General features: G+C 56.1%; 15 protein-coding genes. 3 read left to right on the top strand and 12 right to left on the bottom strand.

The features are described 5' to 3' along the window. Positions 1-11 precede the first annotated feature (11 nt). A complete protein-coding gene (locus VK738_01605; protein HTD21318.1) occupies positions 12-380 on the top strand; it encodes a PilZ domain-containing protein in 369 nt (122 codons plus the stop codon). A 94-nt stretch (positions 381-474) separates the two neighbouring features. On the opposite strand, the gene VK738_01600 is transcribed toward VK738_01605, so the two are convergent. The 12 genes from VK738_01600 to VK738_01545 all read right to left on the bottom strand — a co-directional run bounded on the left by VK738_01600 (position 475) and on the right by VK738_01545 (position 17,912). Then, positions 475-2,835 carry a CHASE2 domain-containing protein gene (locus VK738_01600; protein ID HTD21317.1) on the bottom strand — a complete coding sequence of 787 codons (2,361 nt, stop codon included), beginning with the start codon at positions 2,833-2,835 and terminating at the stop codon, positions 475-477. Positions 2,836-2,847: 12 nt separating this feature from the next. Further along, positions 2,848-4,410: a FecR domain-containing protein gene (locus tag VK738_01595; protein ID HTD21316.1), complete on the bottom strand. Its 1,563-nt coding sequence runs from the start codon at positions 4,408-4,410 to the stop codon at positions 2,848-2,850. 465 nt (positions 4,411-4,875) lie between these two features. Continuing rightward, a complete protein-coding gene (locus VK738_01590; protein ID HTD21315.1) occupies positions 4,876-5,781 on the bottom strand; it encodes a pirin family protein in 906 nt (301 codons plus the stop codon). Between the two features lie 40 nt (positions 5,782-5,821). Continuing rightward, positions 5,822-6,541: an SDR family NAD(P)-dependent oxidoreductase gene (locus tag VK738_01585; GenBank protein ID HTD21314.1), complete on the bottom strand. Its 720-nt coding sequence runs from the start codon at positions 6,539-6,541 to the stop codon at positions 5,822-5,824. A gap of 84 nt (positions 6,542-6,625) precedes the next feature. Then, entirely contained in the window at positions 6,626-7,615 is a 990-nt protein-coding gene (locus VK738_01580; GenBank protein HTD21313.1) for an alpha/beta hydrolase, read from the bottom strand. Positions 7,616-7,739: 124 nt separating this feature from the next. Continuing rightward, positions 7,740-8,225, bottom strand: coding sequence for a hypothetical protein (locus tag VK738_01575; protein ID HTD21312.1), 486 nt, complete (start codon positions 8,223-8,225; stop codon positions 7,740-7,742). Positions 8,226-8,279: 54 nt separating this feature from the next. Beyond that, entirely contained in the window at positions 8,280-8,765 is a 486-nt protein-coding gene (locus VK738_01570; GenBank protein ID HTD21311.1) for a nuclear transport factor 2 family protein, read from the bottom strand. A 13-nt stretch (positions 8,766-8,778) separates the two neighbouring features. Beyond that, complete coding sequence (locus VK738_01565) at positions 8,779-10,164, bottom strand: ATP-binding protein (protein ID HTD21310.1); 1,386 nt, start codon at positions 10,162-10,164, stop codon at positions 8,779-8,781. Position 10,165: 1 nt separating this feature from the next. Beyond that, positions 10,166-11,833, bottom strand: coding sequence for an FAD-dependent oxidoreductase (locus VK738_01560; protein ID HTD21309.1), 1,668 nt, complete (start codon positions 11,831-11,833; stop codon positions 10,166-10,168). Between the two features lie 171 nt (positions 11,834-12,004). Continuing rightward, entirely contained in the window at positions 12,005-13,492 is a 1,488-nt protein-coding gene (locus VK738_01555; GenBank protein HTD21308.1) for an efflux transporter outer membrane subunit, read from the bottom strand. Next, entirely contained in the window at positions 13,489-14,733 is a 1,245-nt protein-coding gene (locus VK738_01550; protein ID HTD21307.1) for an efflux RND transporter periplasmic adaptor subunit, read from the bottom strand. Before VK738_01550 ends, VK738_01555 begins: the two co-directional genes overlap by 4 nt. Positions 14,734-14,744: 11 nt before the next feature. Then, positions 14,745-17,912 carry an efflux RND transporter permease subunit gene (locus VK738_01545; GenBank protein ID HTD21306.1) on the bottom strand — a complete coding sequence of 1,056 codons (3,168 nt, stop codon included), beginning with the start codon at positions 17,910-17,912 and terminating at the stop codon, positions 14,745-14,747. A 121-nt stretch (positions 17,913-18,033) separates the two neighbouring features. On the opposite strand from VK738_01545, the gene VK738_01540 reads away from it, so the two are divergent. Continuing rightward, positions 18,034-18,681, top strand: a complete 648-nt coding sequence (locus VK738_01540; protein ID HTD21305.1) for a TetR/AcrR family transcriptional regulator — start codon at positions 18,034-18,036, stop codon at positions 18,679-18,681. 346 nt (positions 18,682-19,027) lie between these two features. Beyond that, positions 19,028-20,482, top strand: coding sequence for a glycosyl hydrolase family 18 protein (locus VK738_01535; GenBank protein ID HTD21304.1), 1,455 nt, complete (start codon positions 19,028-19,030; stop codon positions 20,480-20,482). The last annotated feature ends 32 nt before the right edge of the window (positions 20,483-20,514 follow it).

Below are 20,514 nucleotides of genomic sequence, written 5' to 3'. Positions count from 1 at the left end.
GAGCGTGTTTAATGAGCACCATTTTGTCGGCCAAATCCATGACTGATGAGCGCCGCCGCCATGAACGCGTGGCGGTTTCTTACACCTCACAAGTGCACGTAACCGACGACAAGGGCAAGCGTGTGGGCGTGTTGCGGCAGCTCTCCCGTGGCGGGTTCATGATCGAGCCGGAAACCGAAAAAGAATTCAAGGAAGGCAAAAAATACAAACTCATGCTTGTGGACCGCAGCGAAAACATCCGTCTCACAGTGAAAGTGGTTGTGCGCTATGCTGACATACGCCGCGCCGGCTTTGAGTTTGATGGGCTCGATATTTCATCCGCGCTCGAGATCGGTATCATGATTGGGAAGTATTACCCGACGGACGCGGTGCTGGCTTAGGCACCTCGGCCTTGCTTCTATGGCCGAGCACTCAAGAACAGGTACTTGCTTGTCTCGCTGTTTGCTCTGGCAACTGGAACGCACTCACGAATTGCTACTTGTGCTTCATTATGTAGACGCCGTCCCAATCGGATGCAGGTGCTTCAGCTAAATATCCCAAAACGCGGTCCCGGAATATCCGCGCAGGGCCGTCATTGGGCCAGCGTTCCAGAATGTTTTCAAAGAGGCGCGTCGCCTCCCGCCAATCACGGCGTTTGTAGGCTTCGCGGCCCTCGCCAAAACATTTCGCTAGCTCCACCAAGTCCCCAGCAATATCGCGGCGGCCTAACAGCTCATAAATCTCGACCGGTTGTTCTTTGCCCTTGACGCGGATGTAGTCGAGCCCCCGCAGCAGGAAGGTATCTTTGGGCAGGGCCAGGCGGGTGGATTCACTCAAGATAATGCGGGTTGCGTATTCTTTGTTCAGACCTTCCAGCCGGGAGGACAGATTCACGGCATCGCCCATGGCCGTGTAACCGTAGCGAAGCGTCGAACCCATGTTGCCGACAGAGGCGACTCCGGTGTTGATGCCGATACCTATATCAAGAGAAGGAAGACCCAAAGATGCCCACTTCTGGTTGAATTGGCGAAGCTGGGCGATCATTTCTAAAGCTGCATCGCAGGCGCGTTCCGCGTCATGCGCCGGATCTTCCAGGGGCGCACCCCAAAAAGCCATCACCGCATCGCCAATGTATTTGTCAAGCGTCCCGCGGTGGCGAAATATGATTTTGGTCATCTCGGTCAGATAGTCGTTGAGCAGATGGGCGAGCACCTGGGCGTCCAGTTTCTCCGAGAGAGTTGTGAAGTCGCGGATATCGGTGAACATCACGCTGACGGCCCGCTTGCGGGGATCGATTTGCTCGGGGTTGTCGAGAAGCAGGCGAACGACTGCTGGACTGAGGTACTGTTGGAAGGCCCCGTGCACCCTGCGTTTTTCTTTTTCCTCCACCAGGACGCGATACAGCGCGACTAAACCTATATTGGGCACGAGAGTGAAAAGCGAGGGTGTGATGAAATTCAGCCACCAGTTGTGCAGGAAAGCCCAATATACGAAGGCCGCAAAGGGGACCAGAAGCAGGAGCCCGAACGCCAACCAACGGGGTTGCACCAGGGCCAGCCAGATGCCGAGAGGAATACCAAAGAGCACAATAAAAGCCACGTCCGCGAACTCTTGCGCAGTACTGCGGTGCAATAGGTTCTGGTGCAGCAGATTGTCAATGATGTTGGCATGAATCTCGACCCCGGGAAAATCGAACCCGCCAAAAGGCGTGGCTTTCAAGTCGCCAATTCCGCTGGCCGACGCGCCTACGAGCACCACCTTGTCGCGAAAGGTGCCAGGGGGAAAGTTCTTGTTGACCACGTCGGCGATCGAAACATAGGGATACGTGCGCACGGGGCCCTGATAGTTAATGAATATTCGGCCGACACTGTCGGGTTGAACCACGCTTGCCGTGCCGAATTCCAGACTGGTAATCCCGAGAGGGCCAAAACCAAGCACCGTCTGCTCATTGGGGAGACCGAGGTAAAGACGAATCGTCTGGACGTCAAGCGAAGCATACATGTCCCACTCTGCGCGGTCCGGGCTTCGCCCATAGGGCAGGGACAGGAATGCGCGGCGCACGGCGCCGTCCGGTTCGGTCGGAACGTCGAAAAAGCCGGCGCTTGCCGTGTCGGTAGAGAGTGCGGCCGTCAGCAATTGCGTGTTGGCTTCGACGCCTTTGGGCGCCAGGTCCCCGTAATTCCGGATCATTTGCAGGTAATACGCGCCTCCACCGTCGGCACGCACCTCAATGTAACGAAAGTTAGCAATCGATTTTGCATAGCTGTCAAGTTCGGTATCGGTGACGCCCTGGAGATCTGATTGGGTGTAGAGGAAGTAGTTCCCCAGGACCACTTTGCCGAAGCGATGAATACTGTCGGCGAATTGCTGGTCGGGGTTATCCATCTGTGCGAGCCTTGCGATCTCTTCGAACAGCTCCGGGCTGACCGGCACACCCCTTCTCTTGCGTTCCATAAGCTGCTCCACTAACGGGCGCAACGGCTCCTCGGGCTTGCTGAAGGTGATGTCGAAGGCTACAACGCGTGCACCGTCTGCACGCAGGTTGTCGAGCATGCGGGCGAAGTGAACTCGGGAAAATGGCCAGCGTCCCAGGACTTCCTGTGAGTGCTGGTCAATATCAACGATGATGAGGCGCGGGTCAGGATGAACACGTCCGCGCAATCGGAAGCGCGTGTCTAATGTGTTTAGCTCAAGGCGGTTGATGAATTCGAACAGCGGCGTGGGGCGCAGGGCCGTGAAGGTTGCTACGTAGACCAGCAACGCTGCCAGAGTGACTCCCAGGCTGATGGTTAGCGAGCCCTTGTGCCGGCGCCAGGCGCGCAGAACAGTGGACGAGCCGCGAGTGACGCCGTTCATATGCCCATCCGCCTATGGCCTTGGTGGCACGCGAGTGAGCGGATTACTCGGGAGCTCCAGAGCCTCATCCAATTTATTCTCTACACCCAGGACAAACTCACCTCTCTGGCGGCCCCGTCCGGTGGCATCGAGTCGCGCCAGCCCTGAAGCATCAACGTTGCCCGCGCCAACACGGTACGTAATGGTTTCACCTTTGGCGCTGGCTCCCGGGGTTTGGCTGCGTAACCCTCCGAGGATCGTCGGCGTATTGTTGATGACAGTGGTGACCTCAATCGGCCGGCCCTGAACAAACTGATCGAGTCCAGCCAGCCCGCGAAGTTCGATCCCAAATTTGGTGGTTTGTCCGCGGAGCAGGGCGGGGGGTATGGGTAGATCGTAGGAGACCTGCACCAGGTTCATTTTCCCGTTTGCTACCACCTGTCCGCCGATGGATAACGATACCGGGTAAGTGCCGCCAGGAATCATGGGAGCAAGCAGACCCGCTCCGCACGGGCCGATCCACAGCACGGTCGCCGGTTGACCGCCGAAAGTGAACGCCACTTGCCGGGCCGAACCGATAGGTCCCAGAACGTAAAAACTATTCCCCACAAATGTAGCCCGCGGCGCACGCCAGCCCTGCCCTTCCGCCATTTTCATCGGAGACCAGATCTTGGCCGGGATAGCAGCTTGCTTACCTTCAGGGACAAACGTCCCCACCGGTGCGCCACTTCCCGGCGCATTGGTTAAGCTGGCGCTGCCACCTTTGACAGCCACAGTCATACTGCCAAGGAGCAACTTTCCGGCAACTAACTCTGGATCAACCGGTGTTTCGATCTCTTTGCCGTTTTGAGTCTGTTTGGACCAGGCGCGAACGAAGAGCGTGAATTCCTGGCCGCAGCCGGGCGGCGGCAAACTGACTTCTACGCGTGACCAATCGCCGGGCAGATCGGAGACCGAGGTTGCGTCTTCGCTTTCGCGGAGCTGCTCCGGGGAAGCGGGACTAGGAGCAGTAGGCGGCATTCCACGTTGCACTCGCGTGAACTCGCCAGGGTGCAGAATGACTTCGCCCGCGACGCGATCTTCTGCGTTGCGCACACGCACTGTATCCTCGAGGTCAAGGACTACAGTCGTATCGTTCGTCGTCGCGACGTCAAGTCTGGTTCCCACCACGCCCGCAACTGCCACGGGCGTACGCACCTTGAAACTTCCACCCGGCTGCATAATGCGCACCACTTTCGCGCGGATGCGGCCGTACAGCAATTCAAGTTGTGTCTGCTGGGTCGCAGGATCATGTTTGGTGATCGTCAAACTCGACTGCGATCCAACATTCAGAATCGAGCCGTCGAGCAAGCCGATGCGGATTCGGCCTCCGCTCTCCGTGCGGACCGTATCCTGCCAATAGAGTGGATCGCTGCGCTGCGCCGGAACGGCTGGGGCAGTGCCGCGCAGAACATAGCCAACAGGAACCATGGCGCTGATTTCTCCCGCCTGATTGGGTTTCGATTGCGCTAGACAGGGCGATGCCGTGCAGGCCAGGGCCCAGAGCACGAAAGCTAAGGTGTGCGGCTGGGCCGCCACCTCAGGTATCACTTTCACGAATCGCTTTACGAACATCCAAATCATGCGCGCACCAGTCTGGTAGAGATTCCGACCGAGAGAATAATCAGAAGCCAAGTGAACAAAAGAATTGTACCCGAATGCCATGGCGGCAGAGAAACTGATACTGCACGTCGATCCGTACTGCACATTAAATGGGTGCAAAGTTCAGGAATTCTGCACTTTTCAGTTGCTATAGGAATTAGGATTAACGCACAGTTGAATGTTTCTCGTAAAGCTCTTATGGTCTGTTCTTCTTATCCTTAATATAAATATATTGGCTCAGGTGCTCCGGTTCCTCCGCAAACTGATCCTCCAGATGACTAAGCAGAATCCTGCGTGTGGAGAAGAGCGTCCGACCTGAAGTAGTATCACTCGTCCTCGTGCCTGTTTCCTAAATTGATCCCGCGGGTTGTACAGACAAGGCGGTCCTTTGTGCCCTTTGTGGTCAAATCTTGCGGATGTTCAGCGCTGCTTCAGAAATTTGCCCTGCTCGAGCTCCTCAAACGCTTGCTGGAGCTGCTCCTGCGTGTTCATCACGATCGGGCCGTACCACGCCACCGGTTCCTCGAGTGGCTTTCCCGAGACCAGCAGAAACCGGATCCCGTCGTCACCGGCTTGTACCGTGACCTCATCGCCGCGATCAAAGAGCACGAGTGAGCGGTTATCCGCCTCTGCAGGAGGCGCGGTGTCGGCCCACTGGATTCCTTCGGTTGGAACCGCGAGCGGACGAGACGCGTTGCAGAACTTTCCACTGCCCGCGAAAACGTAAGCAAAGGCGTGACGAGTGGTCTCGACGGGCAGGGTCTTCCTCTTGCCGGGAGATACCGATATATCCAGGTAGATTGGGTCGGCGGCGATGCCATCCACGGGCCCGCTCTTCCCCCAAAAATTTCCGCAGACGACGCGAACGTGGGTCCCGTCGTCGTCCGTGATCTCTGGGATGTCAGGGGTTTTCACCTCCTGGTAGCGCGGCGTCGTCATTTTGAGCGACGCCGGAAGGTTGGCCCACAACTGGAAGCCGTGCATCCGGCCCGCTTGGTCGCCCTTGGGCATTTCCTGGTGTATGATCCCGCTCCCCGCGGTCATCCACTGCACATCGCCGGAGCCGATGACCCCGCGATTCCCCATGCTGTCGCCGTGCTCCACGGTTCCAGCCAAGACATAGGTAATCGTCTCGATACCACGATGCGGATGCCACGGGAAGCCGGCAAGATAATCCTCGGGAACATCATTGCGGAAATCATCGAGCAGCAGAAATGGATCGAAGTCGGCGGTGTTGCCGAAACCGAATGCGCGGCGCAGATGCACGCCCGCACCTTCGCGTGTAGGCTTGGATTTGATGAGCCGCTTAACAGGACGAATGGACATGTTAGCCTCCGATACGAAAATCATTGTCAGGGCACGGCTTTTAACTCTCCCCATAAACCGGCACAGCGGCACCGTGAATCAGCTTGGCATCGTCGCTGCACAAAAACAGAATCACCCGCGCGATCTCCTCCGGCTTGGGCCACTTTGTGAAGTCTGCGCTGGGCATCGCCTTTCGATTGGCTTCTGTATCAATGATGCTGGGCAGGACCGAGTTTACCCGTACCCCGGTGCCCTTCACCTCTGCGGCGAGCGAATCCATCAGGGCCAACGCAGCCGCCTTGGACGCAACGTATGCAGCCACACCCGGGCCGTGGTCCAGTGCAGCCTTGGATGCAACGTTTACGATCGCTCCGCCCTTTTGTTTGAGCATGACCGGCGTCGCGACCCGTGCCAACGCGTAACCAGAGCGCACATTCAGCGCCAGCATCAGGTCGAAGACTTTCGTATCCAGCTCCCATAATTTCGCGCCGCCGGCAAAGGCGCCAACCGCGTTCACAAGAATATCCAACTGGTTGTGCTGCGCAAGAATACTCTCGATGAGTTGGCGCACCGCAGCTTCATCGGTGACATCAACTCGGCGCCCTTCGAGCGATGCGCCATTCATGCTGGCTGCGCTTTTTACGGCGTCAAATTCTTCCTGCTTCTGATACGTGACCACCACCTTGGCGCCTTCCTCGAGAAAAGCCAGGGTGACCGCGCGTCCTAACCCGCCTGTGCCGCCGGCCACCAATGCCAACTTGCCTGAGAATCTCATAGTCATTTCGTACCTCCTGTCCTTGAAATGAGAGGGCGTGCGCCTGAAGGAACTCGGCCACGCCCCTCTCGAGGTGAATAGTCCCTGCGCTTACGCAGCTATCTCCTGCTTTGCAGCCGAACTGAGAGCTTCAGCAAGCTTCTGCGAAGCCAGAAGGACCGTTGCCTTGGTCGCGGGTGTATCGGCCAAAGCATTTAACAGGGCGAAATCGTGATGAGTAGCGAGAACGCGTACTGCGGTTACGTCAACGCCAGATTGGATAAGCTTCCTGGCGTAGGCCTCGCCTTCATCGCGCAGAATATCGTTCTCGTCCACAATGACCAGCGCCGGAGGCAGGCCCTTCAACTGTTCCATGGTCGCCGATAGCGGAGAGGCCGTAGTTTTCTTGCGATCCTCCTTGTTGGGAGCGTATGCATCCCAAAACCATTCCATCGCACGCTTGGTCAGCCATGGACCGTTGGCGAATTCTTCGTAGGACTTCTGCGACAGGCTCGAGTCGGTCACCGGATAGAAAAGAACCTGGTAGCGGATCGCCGGTCCTTTGCGCTCTTTCGCGAGCTGCGTGACCGCTGCCACCATGTTGCCGCCTACACTGTCACCGGCCACCGCGAGCCGGCTCGAATCGAGGCCGAACTCTTTGCCGTGCTCGGCGATATATTTGGTCGCGGCATAATCTTGCTCAATAGGCACTGGAAATTGCGCCTCGGGAGACGGGGTGTAGTTCACAAATACAAAAGCAGCATTGGTGCTGTTGACCAGATCGCGCAGCAACCTGTCGTGCGTATTCTTGCTGCCCAGAATCCAACCACCACCGTGGAAGTACATCACCACCGGCAGAAGACCTTTGGCGCCTTTCGGCCGATAGATACGAACGGAAACTTCTCCGCCAGGACCAACCGGTAGAATTTTTTCTTCGACATCAGCGGGTAGTTTCCTGACTTCGATGGCTTGCGCATCTTCCAGCACTTTACGGGCGTCCGCGTAAGAGAGCTCATAAAGCGGCTTTCCTCCCTGCGCATTGAGGGTATCCACAAAAGCTTGGGTTTTTGGTTCAAGAATTGGCGTTTTTTGGTTCGTCATCACAATCTCCTTCGCTTGTTATGAATCTTGTTTGTTGGTATCTGCACTCTCGCAAGCTCTACATACTTGAGAGAGCAAATTGGCCATCCGGGTTTGGCGAATGGCGAACGGAAAATACAACTGCTCAAGCCGCGCGGACCGACTGCGGGCGGAACTTAATCGCCGCGACAATAGTAAGCACGACGAAGAGCACCAGAACGGTGAGCTGCGCAAGCTTGAACGGCGGCTCGCTCTGAGTTGGAGCCAGCGCTTTCAAGGCCGGCACCTTCTCAAAGGCCTGGAAAACCCCCACGAAGACATTAAGATAGAGGGCAATCGCGGCAGCAACTACGTAGATCCAGCGCCAAGCGCCGGTGAGGTGCTTGCCGTAGCGCGCCAAGATGGCAATGGCCAGCACCACCAGCGATATGATGCCGACCTTATGAGACGGCAGAAGTTGGTGAAAGGGAAAGAGGAACCCGGTCGCGCTTGTCGCCACGGTGGTCGTAAGAAACAGCGCTGTCCAGCCGTCGAGACGTTTCCCAGCCAGCATACCGAACAGGACAACAAACCCCGATAAGATTCCCACGAGGCTCAACGCTACGTGTACAAGGGTGATGGCGAAGAGCATGATGTGCCTCCTTTGAAATTGAAATCAAGATGTATCAAAAGCTACAAAGCTTAGCTACAGACCAAGATCACTCAATCCGGGATGGCCATCGGGACGCCGCCCCAGCGGCCAATGATACTTACGCTCGGACTCTTTGATGGGTAGATCATTGATAGATGCGAACCGCAAGCGCATCAGGCCGTGCTCATCGAACTCCCAATTCTCATTGCCATATGAGCGGAACCAGTTTCCCGAGTCATCGTGGCATTCGTAGGCGAAGCGCACCGCGATGCGATTCCCGTCGAACGCCCAGAGCTCTTTGATCAGCCGGTAATCCAATTCCTTCGCCCACTTGCGCTTCAGAAATGCGATGATTTCCTGCCTGCCATTCGAGAATTCGGCGCGGTTTCTCCAGCGCGAGTCTATGGTGTACGCTAGAGCTACCTTTTCAGGATCACGAGAGTTCCAGCCATCTTCCGCCAAGCGGACCTTCTGAATGGCAGTCTCATGAATAAATGGAGGCAATGGCGGACGTTCCGACACAATGTCAAGTTGAGCCATACGATCTCCTTTTTTAAACTGGAGCTTCGGCCAACGGGAGCCACACTTGAAAACGCGTATCTCCCGGCTTCGAACTCACCTGAATACTGCCTCTATGTTTCTTCACGATTCGCTGGACTGTATCCAGGCCGAGCCCGGTTCCTTCTCCGACTCCCTTGGTCGTGAAGAACGGTTCAAAGATGCGCGACTTGATCTCGGGTGGAATCCCCGGACCGTTATCGCCAATCTCGACTACAACGCAGGAATCTTCGCGGTAGGTACGTACTCGCAGCTCGCCTTTTCCACTCATCGCGTCAATGGCATTGTCAATGATGTTGGTCCAAACCTGATTGAGTTCGCTGCCAAATGAATTCACCAGGAAAGGAACACGCTGATAGTCACGCTGAACCACCACGCCGCGCTTGAGCTTGTGGTTCAGGATGGTAAGCGTGTTCTCCAGGCTCTTTACGATGTCAACGTTTTGCACCGGTGCCTGGTCCATGAAAGTGTATTCCTTGATTGCACCCACCAGGTCAGAGATTCGTGACGTGCTGTTCTCGATTTCGCCCAACAAGTTTGCAATCTCAAGCGAAGCTGCGATCCTCACCAGGGCCGCGCGAGCAGTGTCAGCATCGAGTGTTGCGAACAGGGATTCCAGCACCTCCGGCTTGGCGCCCTTGCGCGCAAGATCGGCGGAAAGCTGCCACATATCGTTGAGCCCGCGGCTGCGCAAAAAGGAATCAATTTGCTCTTCCAGGTTGCTGACGGTCAGTGCATCAGGCGGCGGCTCATCCCGCTGAATGATCGCGGCTTCCAGCTTCTCGATCTCTGCTTTCTGTGCGGGAGTAAGTTCGCGCGCACCCAACTCATGGCTTGCATCCCGGATGCATTTCAGCGTGTCGCGGAGCTGGCCTGTGGCGCGTTTGGCCGCGGAGGCAGGGTTGTTGAGTTCATGAGCAAGACCCGCCGAAAGCTTTCCCAGGGCCGCCAATCGGTCTCGCTGTTGTTCCCGCCGCGTGGTTTCGCGGATCCTGTCTGACATAAGGCCCACAAGGCGCTGGGCCAGCTCGGGCATTTTTTGCACAAGCTCCGGGAAAAGCGTGGCAGGAAATCGCAGGACGCGCGCGTCTCCCACGGCGCGCCCGCTCACGGTAAATTGCTTCATCCGGGAAAAGGGCAGCACCCCAGTGACATCGCCTGGTGTGATCGAAATTGCGACAATCTCGCCGCCCAGTTCACCGCGTACCAGCAGCTCACCCTCAAGAACCACAAACATTGCATCTGCCGGGTCACCCTGGCGCGCGTATATGTCGCCCGCTTTGAGAGCGAGCTCCTGCGACTGACTGAGGAACCATGTGATCTGGTCGTCAGGCAGGTCAGCGAATACAGGTACTTGAAGTAACTCCGATTTCTCGGCCATGTTATACCTTGCTCAAATACTGATGGATGAACTGTACTGCCACGGACCCTTCGCCAACTCCGGAGGCTACCCGCTTCACCGAGCCGTGCCGCACATCACCCACGGCGAAAATTCCGGGAATGTTGGTCTCCAGCAGGAAGGGATCACGGTCGAGCGTCCAGCCTTTCGGACGTCTCCCATCCCAGATGAGATCAGGGCCGGTCAGGAGAAAACCGCGCTCGTCTCTCTCCACCACGTTCGCCAGCCAGTCGGTTCGCGGCAGCGCTCCAATAAAGATGAACATGGCGTTTGCCGGAACGCGTTCAACTTTATTCGTATCCGAACAGAGGACCGAAATTTCTTCCAGGTGGGTTTCTCCATGCGCTTCGGCTACGCTGGCATGGGCCCATAGTTGAATGTTGGGCGTCTGTTGAATCTGGTCAATCAGATATTGCGACATGGTGCTGGAAAGTGAGTCTCCGCGCACCAGAATGACAACCCGCTCCGCATACTTGGCGAAGTTCATTGCCGCTTGACCCGCTGAATTCGCGCCTCCCACCACGTAGACGATTTCACCCTTGCACGAAAGCGCTTCGGTGGCGCCACCGCCATAATAGATGCCGGCGCCCTGTAACTTGTCTACTCCTGGCGCTTCCAGGCGTCGCCACTGCACTCCGGTGGCAATCATCAAAGCATGACAGGAGATTTCGTTTCCATCCGCAAATTTGATGATCCGGTAAGGACCTTCCGTTCGAACTCCGACGGCCTCTTGCGACAGAATTTCCACTCCAAAGCGCTGCGCTTGCACGACAGCGCGCCTGGCCAGATCGGCGCCACTGAGTCCGGTGGGGAATCCGAGATAGTTCTCGATGCGTGAGCTCATTCCCGCCTGGCCGCCGGGAGCTTCTCGCTCCACGATCACTGTGTGCAGGCCTTCCGATGCTCCGTAAACAGCGGCGGCCAAACCGGCCGGCCCTCCGCCTAAGATCGCCAAATCATAAAAGCTGGTTTGCGCCCGTGTTCGCAACCCGACTTTTTGTGCGACCTCGGCCGGCGCGCTCTCCAAAAGCTTCGTCCCATCCGGGAAGAGCACGACCGGGAGGCTGGCCGCTTCCGGCCCAAGGGCCTCCACCAGGCGCTTGGTTTCCGGATCGTTGGCAGAAAACTCAACATCAATCCACTGGTATGGAACATGATTGCGCGCCAGGAAGTCTCGCAGCTCATACGACCTGCGTGACCAACGCGTACCCAACACCCGGATTCCCTGAAACGTCGGGCGGTAGGAAGCTTGCCAGTCATCGAGCAAATCATTCAATTGCGGATAGAGGTGCTCTTCCGGCGGGTCCCAGGGTTTTAAGAAAAAATAATTGATGCTGACTTCATTGATGGCATTGATAGCAGCATTGGTATCGGCATATGCGGTGAGCAACGCCCGCTTGGCCTGAGGGAAAATCTGCATTGCTTCCTGCAGAAACCCCACGCCATCCATCTTGGGCATGCGTTGGTCGGCCAGCAGCAAAGCTACGCTGTCATTGCGTACCTTCAACTGCTTGAGAAGGTCGAGCGCCCCCTGGGGAGAATCGCTCGCCAGGACGCGGTATTCCGCGCCATATTGCGAACGCAGATCGCGTTCAATGGCCCGCAAAACATCCGAATCGTCATCCACGCTGAGTAAAATCGGTTTCGCCATGTTCACTCTTAGTGCATAGGGTTAGGGTTTAGGGGTAGGAAATTGTTTCAGACTTGCGCGATACGCACAAAACAATTTAGATGCTGAAAATTATACTTGGTCGCACTTTTATGTCCACAATTCTCTGTTTTTCCGGCTCTTAGCCGTTCAGCCCCGTCATCATCCCCAGCTCTATTGCTGCAGGGCCTGTATTGCCGAAGGATGCACTTGCTGGTTTTGGATCTGAGATGCATCCCATCCGCCGCCGAGCGCTTTGACCAGATAGACGGAAGTGACCATCTGCTGGCCCAGTAACTGGGTCGCCAGCCGCTGGTTCGAGAGCAAAGTAGTTTGCGCGGTGATGACATCGAGATATGAGGTCAACCCGCCAACATAACGATTGTTGGCAATTTCCAGAGCGTGGCGCGAATCTTCCACTGCGGCATTCTGAGACGCGGAGGCTTGCGACAGAGCATTCAACCCCGATAAGCCATCTTCCACCTGCTGAAAGGCGGTCAGCACAGACTGACGATAGTCAGCCACTGATGCGTTGTAAGACGATTTTGCGGCGGCAAGATTTGCGCGATTGCGCCCACCATTCAAAACGGGTTGTAAAAGATCTCCGCCAACTGCCCAGAATGCACTGGGCGCGGAAACCAGCGAGACCAGAGCGCGGCTTTGCAGCCCACCAGCTCCCGAGAGCGTAATGTTGGGATAAAAAGCTGCAGTCGCTATTCCTACCAGCGCGTTCTCGCGAGCCATACCGCGTTCGGCGGTGGCAACATCAGGCCGGCGCTCTAACACGTCGGATGGAACTCCCAGCGGGATAGGTGGAGCTGCCGCATTGAGCGGGGCGCTGGGCACACTGAAACCAGAGGCTGGAGTCCCAACCAGGACAGCAATCGCGTGCTCATACTGATCACGTTGCTGTTGCAGCAGATGCAACTGCGAGGCGGTAGAGTCGAGCACAGCCGCTTGCTGGGCGACTTCAAGTCCGGAGGCGATGCCGCCGGTGTGGCGGTTCTGCACAAGCTCCAGGCCTTTTTGTTGATACTTGATTGCCTCTTGTACGACTTGGATTTCGGAATCAAGTTCGTGGATCGTGAAGTAGTCGGCTGCGAGTTCTGCCGTAAGCACAAGCTGAATATTTTCGAGGTCCGCCGCCGTCGCCTGCAGGGAAGCATTCGCGGCTTCAAGATTGTGCCGTACGCGGCCAAAGAGATCCAACTCGTAGCTCAGAGAAAAAGGAAGCTGAAAATTGTTCTGTGTAACCGGTACGGTCGGCACAACCGTACTCAAAGCAGGGCGGTTGCCAGAGAGGCGCTGCCGGGCGCCGCTTGGGTCGGCATTGAGCTGTGGGAAGTATCCGGCTGATGCAATCCTTGCCAGCGAGCGTGCCTGGTCGAGCCGTTGCCGGGCAGCTTCCAGCGATTGGTTTGCTTTCAAGAGCTGCTGTTCATAATCATTCAGTTGATTGTCTTTGAAGATCTCCCACCATGCCCCCTTTGGAATGGAGTCTTTCGGAGCGGCCGTTTGCCAGGGCGGCCCAGTCTTCCAGGCAGTAGGTACCTGTGCAGCCGGTCGCTTATATTTCGGCCCGACAGCATATGCGGTCAGAGATGTGCCGATGAATGATGCGCTGATGAATGCCGTTATGATTACTACCGACCGGCGCCTCATTTCTTTTGTACTCCATCGTTGGGAGTAACCGCGTTTACCTGCTGCCCGTTTTCGAGGGAATCGGAAGGATTAATAATGACCCGGTCCGTCGCGCTCAAGCCATTAACAATCTCCAGCGTGGCGCCGTAATCGCGTCCAATCAAAATCGGGCGCAGTTGAACTTTGCCATCGTCGCCTATCACTGCGACCCGCGGGCCCTCTGAACGGAAGAGCATAGCGTTGACTGGGATGGTGACTTTTCTCGCCTCTGGCGTGTAGTTGGCGACTCCAAAATGGACTTGTCCGAATGAACCCGGCAGCAGACGCGTCTCTGAATTGGGAACGTCCACCTCTGTGAGCAGAGTGCGCGTAGTCGTATCAATTGCATTGGCTGTGCGCGTTACTTTTCCTTCAAATTTTTGTCCGGGCAATTCCTGCAGCGTGACATTTGCCGTGGTTCCGGTCTTGACCGCCAGTGCGTACGTTTGCGGCACATCCACATACACGCGCAAAGTATCAACCTTGGCCACGTCAAACATCTCACGCCCACCCGCGCCTGCGTTGATGAGCGTGCCTATATCAACATTGCGTTTGGTCAGAACGCCGGAAAAGGGAGCATAAACATTCTTGAACGATTCGAGCTGCTCAAGCCGGCGGACGTTGGCATCCGCGGCGGCGAGGTTGGCCTGGCTTTGCTGATATCCGCTGGTTTGCTGGTCAGCTTCCTGTTGCGAGACCGAGTCGCTCTTGCGCAAGTTTTCCCAGCGCTGGGAAGATATCTGGGCCAACTGAAGCTGCGCCTGCGTCTGTTGCCGCGCCGCCCGTGCTTGTAATAGTTCCTGGTCCACTTCGGGCGTATCAATCTGGGCCAGCAGCTCACCTTTATTGACTTTGCTGCCGATGTCCTTGTACCAGTGGAGCAGATATCCGTTCGTACGCGCGTAGATGGGCGATTCCTCATAGGCCTGCAATGTGCCTGGCAGCACAAGCTCTTCATCCGCTGGCTCGGCAACAGGATGTACAAACGCAACCGTTGGCACCGAACTCCTCTCGGTCTCTTTCGCGAGTGCGTACCGTTCCGAAAGCCGCTCCAACAGTGTGATCAAGCCCGCGACAAAAAGTACCGACAAAACCACCGCTACAATCAGCCTGGCGCGGCGCGGAGAGGCCGGCGGCAGATCAGGACAAGGCTCGATCGCGGGCGGAATGCGATGTGGTTCTGTTTCGTAAGACTGCACGGTATCTATTTCCGGTTCCATCATTGATTCTCTCACTAATTCGAATCAGCTTCTTTCGTTTCCAGCGGCAGCGTTTGCCTGCGGCCGTGAATGATTGCGAAAACCGAAGGTACGAAGAACAGTGTTGCTACGGTTGCGAACATCAACCCGCCAATGACGGCGCGTCCGAGCGGAGCGTTCTGTTCACCGCCTTCGCCATAGCCCAGCGCCATAGGAAGCATGCCGATTATCATCGCCAGGGCGGTCATGAGTACGGGCCGAACCCGTGTAAAGCCTGCTTGCACAGCCGCATGTAATGGCGAGACGCCCAACTGCATCTGATCGCGTGCGAACGAGACCATAAGAATTGAGTTTGCTGTGGCCACTCCCATGCACATTACCGCGCCGGTAAGTGAAGGGACACTCAAGGTAGTGTGTGTGAGAAACAGCATCCAGGCGATACCGGCCAGCGCTCCGGGCAGTGCAGTAATGATGATGAACGGATCAAGCCAGGACTGGAAATTCACCACAATGAGCAGATACACCAGCACAATGGCCATGAGTAGACCAATGCTCAAGCCGAAGAAAGATGATTTCATCGTCTCCACCTGCCCGCGAACAATCAGGCGGGTACCGCGAGGTAAATTCTCGCGAAACGGTTGCAGAACTTTCATGGTGTCAGCAGCCACGGCGCCGAGGTCGCGGCCTTGTGTGGTGGCGTAGACGTCGATCACAGGTTGCACGTTGTAGTGATTCACCACCGCCGGGCGCGCAGTCGGCGACACCGTTACCAGGTTGCTGAGCACCTGTGGGGATTGTGCTGCCGGATCGTTGACCGGCGTATTCAACAGGTCTTGCAGAGAAGTTATCCGATACTGTGGTGTCTGCACTGCAACCGAATAGGTAACGCCGTTTTTGGGATTGAGCCAGTAGTTCGGGGTTGTCTGGGCGCTGCCGCTCAGTGTTACCAGGACGCTTTGCGCAACGTCGCGAGCATTCATGCCAACCTGGGCCACCCGCGTGCGGTCAATATCCATACGCAGAGTGGGAAGGTCCATGACCTGCTGCACGTGTACGTCAGCCGCACCCGGAATGTGCCGCATGCGGTTGGCAATCTGCTGTGCAATCACGTAGTTCTTGTCTAAGTCATTGCCCACAAGCTGTATATCAATCGGCGCCGGCAAACCAAAGTTCAAAATCTGGCTCACGATGTCCGCGGGCTGAAAGAAGAACTCTACGCCAGGAAATTTGTGCGGCAACTCTTCGCGCAGTTGCTTCACGTAAGCTGCGGTCGAATGATGGTGCTCAGGATTAAGTGCAATTTGGATCTCGGCATCGCTGGTGCCGATGACCCCCGAATTGCTGTAGGAAAGATTGAGGCCGGAATAGGGCAGGCCGATGTTATCCAGAATGGTTTGCACTTCTTCTGCCGGTATCTCTTGCCGCAAAACCTGCTCAACCTGATCGCAAAGCCGTGCTGTCTCTTCCACTCTCAACCCCGGCCGAGCGCGAACATGCAAGCGGATCAGACCGGCATCCACAGAGGGGAAGAAATCCTGTCCCAGAAAAAACACCAGCCCGAGCGAAAGTACACAGAAGGCTGCAAAACCAGTTGCGAAAAGCTTGCGGTGCTCAATCGCGGTTTCCAGGAGTTGTTCGTAGGAACAGCGAAATCTCTCGAATGCCCGCTCAAAGCCACGTTGAAAGCGGCCCAGAGCAGTTTTGGGAACGTTGCCTCTGTGCTCATGGCCGCGCATGATGTACATCACCAGCGTAGGAATCAGGGTCCGCGAGAGGAAATAAGAGGCGAGCATCGCGAATACCACTGCTTCCGCCAGCGGCACGAATAGGAACTTTGCGACACCCGTCAGGAAAAACATGGGCACGAATACGATACAAATACAGAGCGTGGAAACAAAGGCCGGCACCGCGATCTGCTGAGCGCCATCCAGAATCGCCGGTTTCATCTCCTTGCCCATGGCAAGGTTGCGCTCGATATTTTCAATTTCCACCGTGGCGTCATCGACCAGGATACCCACCGCCAGCGCCAGCCCACCCAGCGTCATGATGTTGATGGTCTCACCCAGCGCACTCAACAAAATTACCGAAACGGCAATTGAGAGCGGAATGGAAACTGTAATAACGATGGTCGGACGCCAATCCCCAAGAAAGAGCAGGATCATGGCCGCGGTCAACAACGCGGCAGTCGCAGCCTCGCGCATTACGTTGGTGATGGAGGCCCGCACAAACAACGATTGATCGAACAAGGGCTTGATCTGCAGCTCTCGCGGCAGGGACTGGGCAGCAATTGGGACCACGTTTTTGACAGAGTTGATAATATCCAGCGTCGAGGCTGTGCCAATCTTCATGACCGACATCAGCGCGCCGCGAGTGCCATCCTGGCGAACAATATTTGTCTGAGGCGAAAAACCGTCGCGGACGTGGGCCACATCGCGCATATACAGCGTGGAGCCGTTCACTGTTTTTACCGGCAAATCATTTAACTGTTCGATTGTCTCCGGAGTGCCGTTCATCTCGACCGGGTATTCCAAAGAGCCAATTTTCGTCGTGCCTGAGGGCAGAGTGAGGTTTTGCGCATTCACTGCATTGACAATGTCAATGGGCGCCAGTCCGTAGGCTTGAAGTTTGGGAAGATCAAGGTCCACCTGGATCTGGCGTTGTTTGCCGCCATACGGGAAGGGCAGTGACGCGCCTTGCACCGTCGCAAGTTGTGAACGCAGAAAATAATTGCCCAGGTCGAACAAATCCTGCTCTCCGAGTGTCTTGCTGCTCAATCCAAGCTGGATAATAGGCGTCGAAGAAGCCGTGTAGGTAACGATCAGCGGCGGCGTAGTCCCCGTGGGCAACTGGCGCGTGGCCGTCTGCATGATCGCCGTGACTTGCGAGAGGGCCAGTTGAACGTTCGTGCCCGGCCGAAAAAAAATCTTGATTACGCCGACTCCGTTGAGCGATTGCGATTCGATATGCTCGATATCATTGACGGTAATGGTGATGCCGCGTTCGGCCACGCTGACAACGCGGTCCGCCATTTCCCTGGGCGCCAGGCCGCCGTAATTCCAGACGACGCTGATGACGGGAATATTAATGTCAGGGAAGATGTCGGTGGGTGTGCGAATAACCACCAGTGGCGTCAGGAGAATGATGACCAGCGCCATCACAATGAAGGTATACGGCCGCCGTAGCGCTAACTTTACGATCCACATCGCTGGTGAGCCCCTGTGATAGGAAACTACAGCCCGAAGTCTTTAAGTCCGGGATTACGGGAATAGATCAGAAACAGAACGTATCGGATTCAATTTCTAGATTTTATGATAATGTTGCTAAATGCAGCAACTGGGTTATGCCGCGGTGAATGGTGCGGCGAGCAACGGAACGCAAACCAGACGTACACCTGGCCGCCCTCGCTGTGAGCAATCCCGGCGGGCCATTCTGCAAAGCACGTTGAAACTGCTGCGGGAAACAGGCTTTCCGGAACTTTCCATTGAAGCCATCGCCGCCGACGCCAACGTCGGCAAAGCGACTGTCTACCGCTGGTGGCCTAACAAGGCGGCCCTGGTAGCCGATGCATTTTTCTCGATGACTGATGCGAAGCTTCGGTTCCCGGATACAGGTTCTGTCCGCACTGACATGAACCTGCAGATGAAACAACTGGTACGCGTGCTGCGCGGAAGGGAAGGACGCATCGTTGCTGCCCTCATCGGTGGAGGACAATCCGATCCCGAACTCATTCATGCTTTCCGAGGCCGGTTCATGCGGCCCCGCCGCCAAGAAGCCTACGAAACATTGCGGCGCGGCATGAAGCGGGGAGAATTACCCCGCAGCCTCAATATGGATCTTCTGCTCGACGCGCTCTACGGAGCGATCTACTTTCGTTTTCTTATTCGCTATGCTCCACTTTCCGAGGAATTTATCAATCATCTTTGTAGAGTAGTGATGGATGGCGTGGTGATTTCGCCTGGCGAGCGAGCGTAGCCTCGACCCAGCCTTAGATATATGCCTCAAGAAATAGACCTGCTTAAGTGCAATCTCTGCAACCCGCATCTTTTTCTTAATCTTTAACATAATGCTATATAGCAATAGAATGCCGAACTCTGCAGGCTCTCTCGCTAGCCGCCAAATTTAGGTATTGACATGCGCAATGTTCCTTTATACGATGTCAGTCCAATTCCATAGTGCTATAGAGCACATTATGAAATTTCTTAATGATCCAAGGCGAACCGGTAGGAACTTGTACTTATCCCATTGGCCGAAAAAGATATTTTGTTGGCTGTAGAAAACTTACAAAAACCGGGTGGATAACCGCCCAAGGAGCTTAACCATGAAGAGGACTCCCCTGATTATTGTGAGCACTTGCATTCTGTTGCTGCTGCTCCTCCTCCCGCTGGCTAGTTCAGCGCAAACTTCCGCACAGGCGCCCAGTGCCGGCAGTGGTTGCGGGCCAGCTTGGAATCCAACTACCGTGTACAGTGCTCCCGGAAACCTAGTGAGCCGTAATGGAGTTAACTACAAGAACAATTGGTGGACGCTAGGTGACGACCCTGCCACGCATAGCGGTCCCGCGGGTAGCGGCCAACCGTGGACTTCAGTCGGGGTTTGCAGCAGTTGTTCCACCCTTCCCTCGGTGCCCACGGGACTATCAGCTTCGGGGACCACAGGATCCAGTACAAACTTGAGCTGGCATGCATCTACCGCAGCTTCTAATTGCACCGTGACCGGTTACACAGTATTTCGAAATGGGAATTCTGTTGGGACCGCGGGCGGTACCAGCTTCACTGTGACTGGTCTCGCAGCGCAGACCACCTACAGCTTCACAGTCGCCGCAGTGGATCCTGCGGGCAGCTCTGGCAGGAGCGCCGCGGTCAACGTAACCACAGGCAAAGGTGGTGGAGGAGGCGGCGGTGGTGGCAGCAAGGTATTCGCGCCGTATGACGACATCAGTCTGGCTGTGGGCGAACAGGTAGTGAGCATGGCGCAGCAGGCTGGTCTGAAAGCCATCACACTTGCGTTTATGGTGGATGGTGGTTGCACCGCGGTTTGGGGCGGGCTTGGCGGAACAACCTTCCCGAATGGAACACCGGTCGCGACCGCAATCAGCCAGTTGCAGTCGAATGGGGTAACCGTCTACATCGCCTTTGGTGGAGCGAACGGCTCTGTTCTGAGCTCGTGCGGTAACGCGGGTTCAGCGCAGGCGATGTACCAGGCGGTGGTCAACACCTACCATCCGGCAGGGCTCGACTTCGATATCGAAGGCGGGGTCAACGCGTCCGTGCTCATGCAGGCATTGGCGGGGCTGAAGAGGGCGAATGGCAATCTGACCATCTCTTTAACGCTGCCGGTTCTTTCCAGTGGGCTTGTCACTGCGGGCACCGATCTGCTTGCCGCCGCGCATCAGGCTGGATTCAATCCCGATGTCGTCAATGTCATGGCCATGGATATGGGGTCGGCCAATGACAACGGTGGCAATATGGGACTCAGCGCAACCCAGGCTGCCAGCAACACCCACAACCAGGTGATGGCGGCTGGGCTGAGCTCGAGCATTGGGGTTACGCCCATGATCGGAGTCAACGATACCAACACGGAAATCTTCAGGTTTTCCGATGTCAATACGTTGTTGAACTTCACCGCATCGAACAGCTACATTACGCGGCTTGCGTTCTGGTCTTTGGCACGCGATAACGGCAGTTGCCCCAACCAGGGTTTTGCCTCACCCGTGTGCAGCGGTGTCTCGCAAAATACATTCCAATTCTCGCAGTCGTTTGAGGCGTTCCACTAGATCAAATGTATTTTGTTGGCTGTAGAAAACTT

The organism is Terriglobales bacterium (genome assembly GCA_035487355.1).
In the GTDB taxonomy this organism is placed as follows: Bacteria; Acidobacteriota; Terriglobia; order Terriglobales; family Acidobacteriaceae; genus QIAW01.
This window is presented reverse-complemented; position numbering and strand designations above follow the sequence as displayed.

Bases quoted from the DNA above. Each gene is read 5' to 3' on its own strand.
- VK738_01545 (HTD21306.1), bottom strand. From the start codon at position 17,912: ATGTGGATCGTAAAGTTAGCGCTACGGCGGCCGTATACCTTCATTGTG.
- VK738_01550 (HTD21307.1), bottom strand. From the start codon at position 14,733: ATGATGGAACCGGAAATAGATACCGTGCAGTCTTACGAAACAGAACCA.
- VK738_01590 (HTD21315.1), bottom strand. From the start codon at position 5,781: ATGTCCATTCGTCCTGTTAAGCGGCTCATCAAATCCAAGCCTACACGC.
- VK738_01540 (HTD21305.1), top strand. From the start codon at position 18,034: ATGCAGCAACTGGGTTATGCCGCGGTGAATGGTGCGGCGAGCAACGGA.
- VK738_01535 (HTD21304.1), top strand. From the start codon at position 19,028: ATGAAGAGGACTCCCCTGATTATTGTGAGCACTTGCATTCTGTTGCTG.
- VK738_01580 (HTD21313.1), bottom strand. From the start codon at position 7,615: ATGACGAACCAAAAAACGCCAATTCTTGAACCAAAAACCCAAGCTTTT.
- VK738_01565 (HTD21310.1), bottom strand. From the start codon at position 10,164: ATGGCCGAGAAATCGGAGTTACTTCAAGTACCTGTATTCGCTGACCTG.
- VK738_01605 (HTD21318.1), top strand. From the start codon at position 12: ATGAGCACCATTTTGTCGGCCAAATCCATGACTGATGAGCGCCGCCGC.
- VK738_01585 (HTD21314.1), bottom strand. From the start codon at position 6,541: ATGACTATGAGATTCTCAGGCAAGTTGGCATTGGTGGCCGGCGGCACA.
- VK738_01600 (HTD21317.1), bottom strand. From the start codon at position 2,835: ATGAACGGCGTCACTCGCGGCTCGTCCACTGTTCTGCGCGCCTGGCGC.
- VK738_01570 (HTD21311.1), bottom strand. From the start codon at position 8,765: ATGGCTCAACTTGACATTGTGTCGGAACGTCCGCCATTGCCTCCATTT.
- VK738_01575 (HTD21312.1), bottom strand. From the start codon at position 8,225: ATGCTCTTCGCCATCACCCTTGTACACGTAGCGTTGAGCCTCGTGGGA.
- VK738_01560 (HTD21309.1), bottom strand. From the start codon at position 11,833: ATGGCGAAACCGATTTTACTCAGCGTGGATGACGATTCGGATGTTTTG.
- VK738_01555 (HTD21308.1), bottom strand. From the start codon at position 13,492: ATGAGGCGCCGGTCGGTAGTAATCATAACGGCATTCATCAGCGCATCA.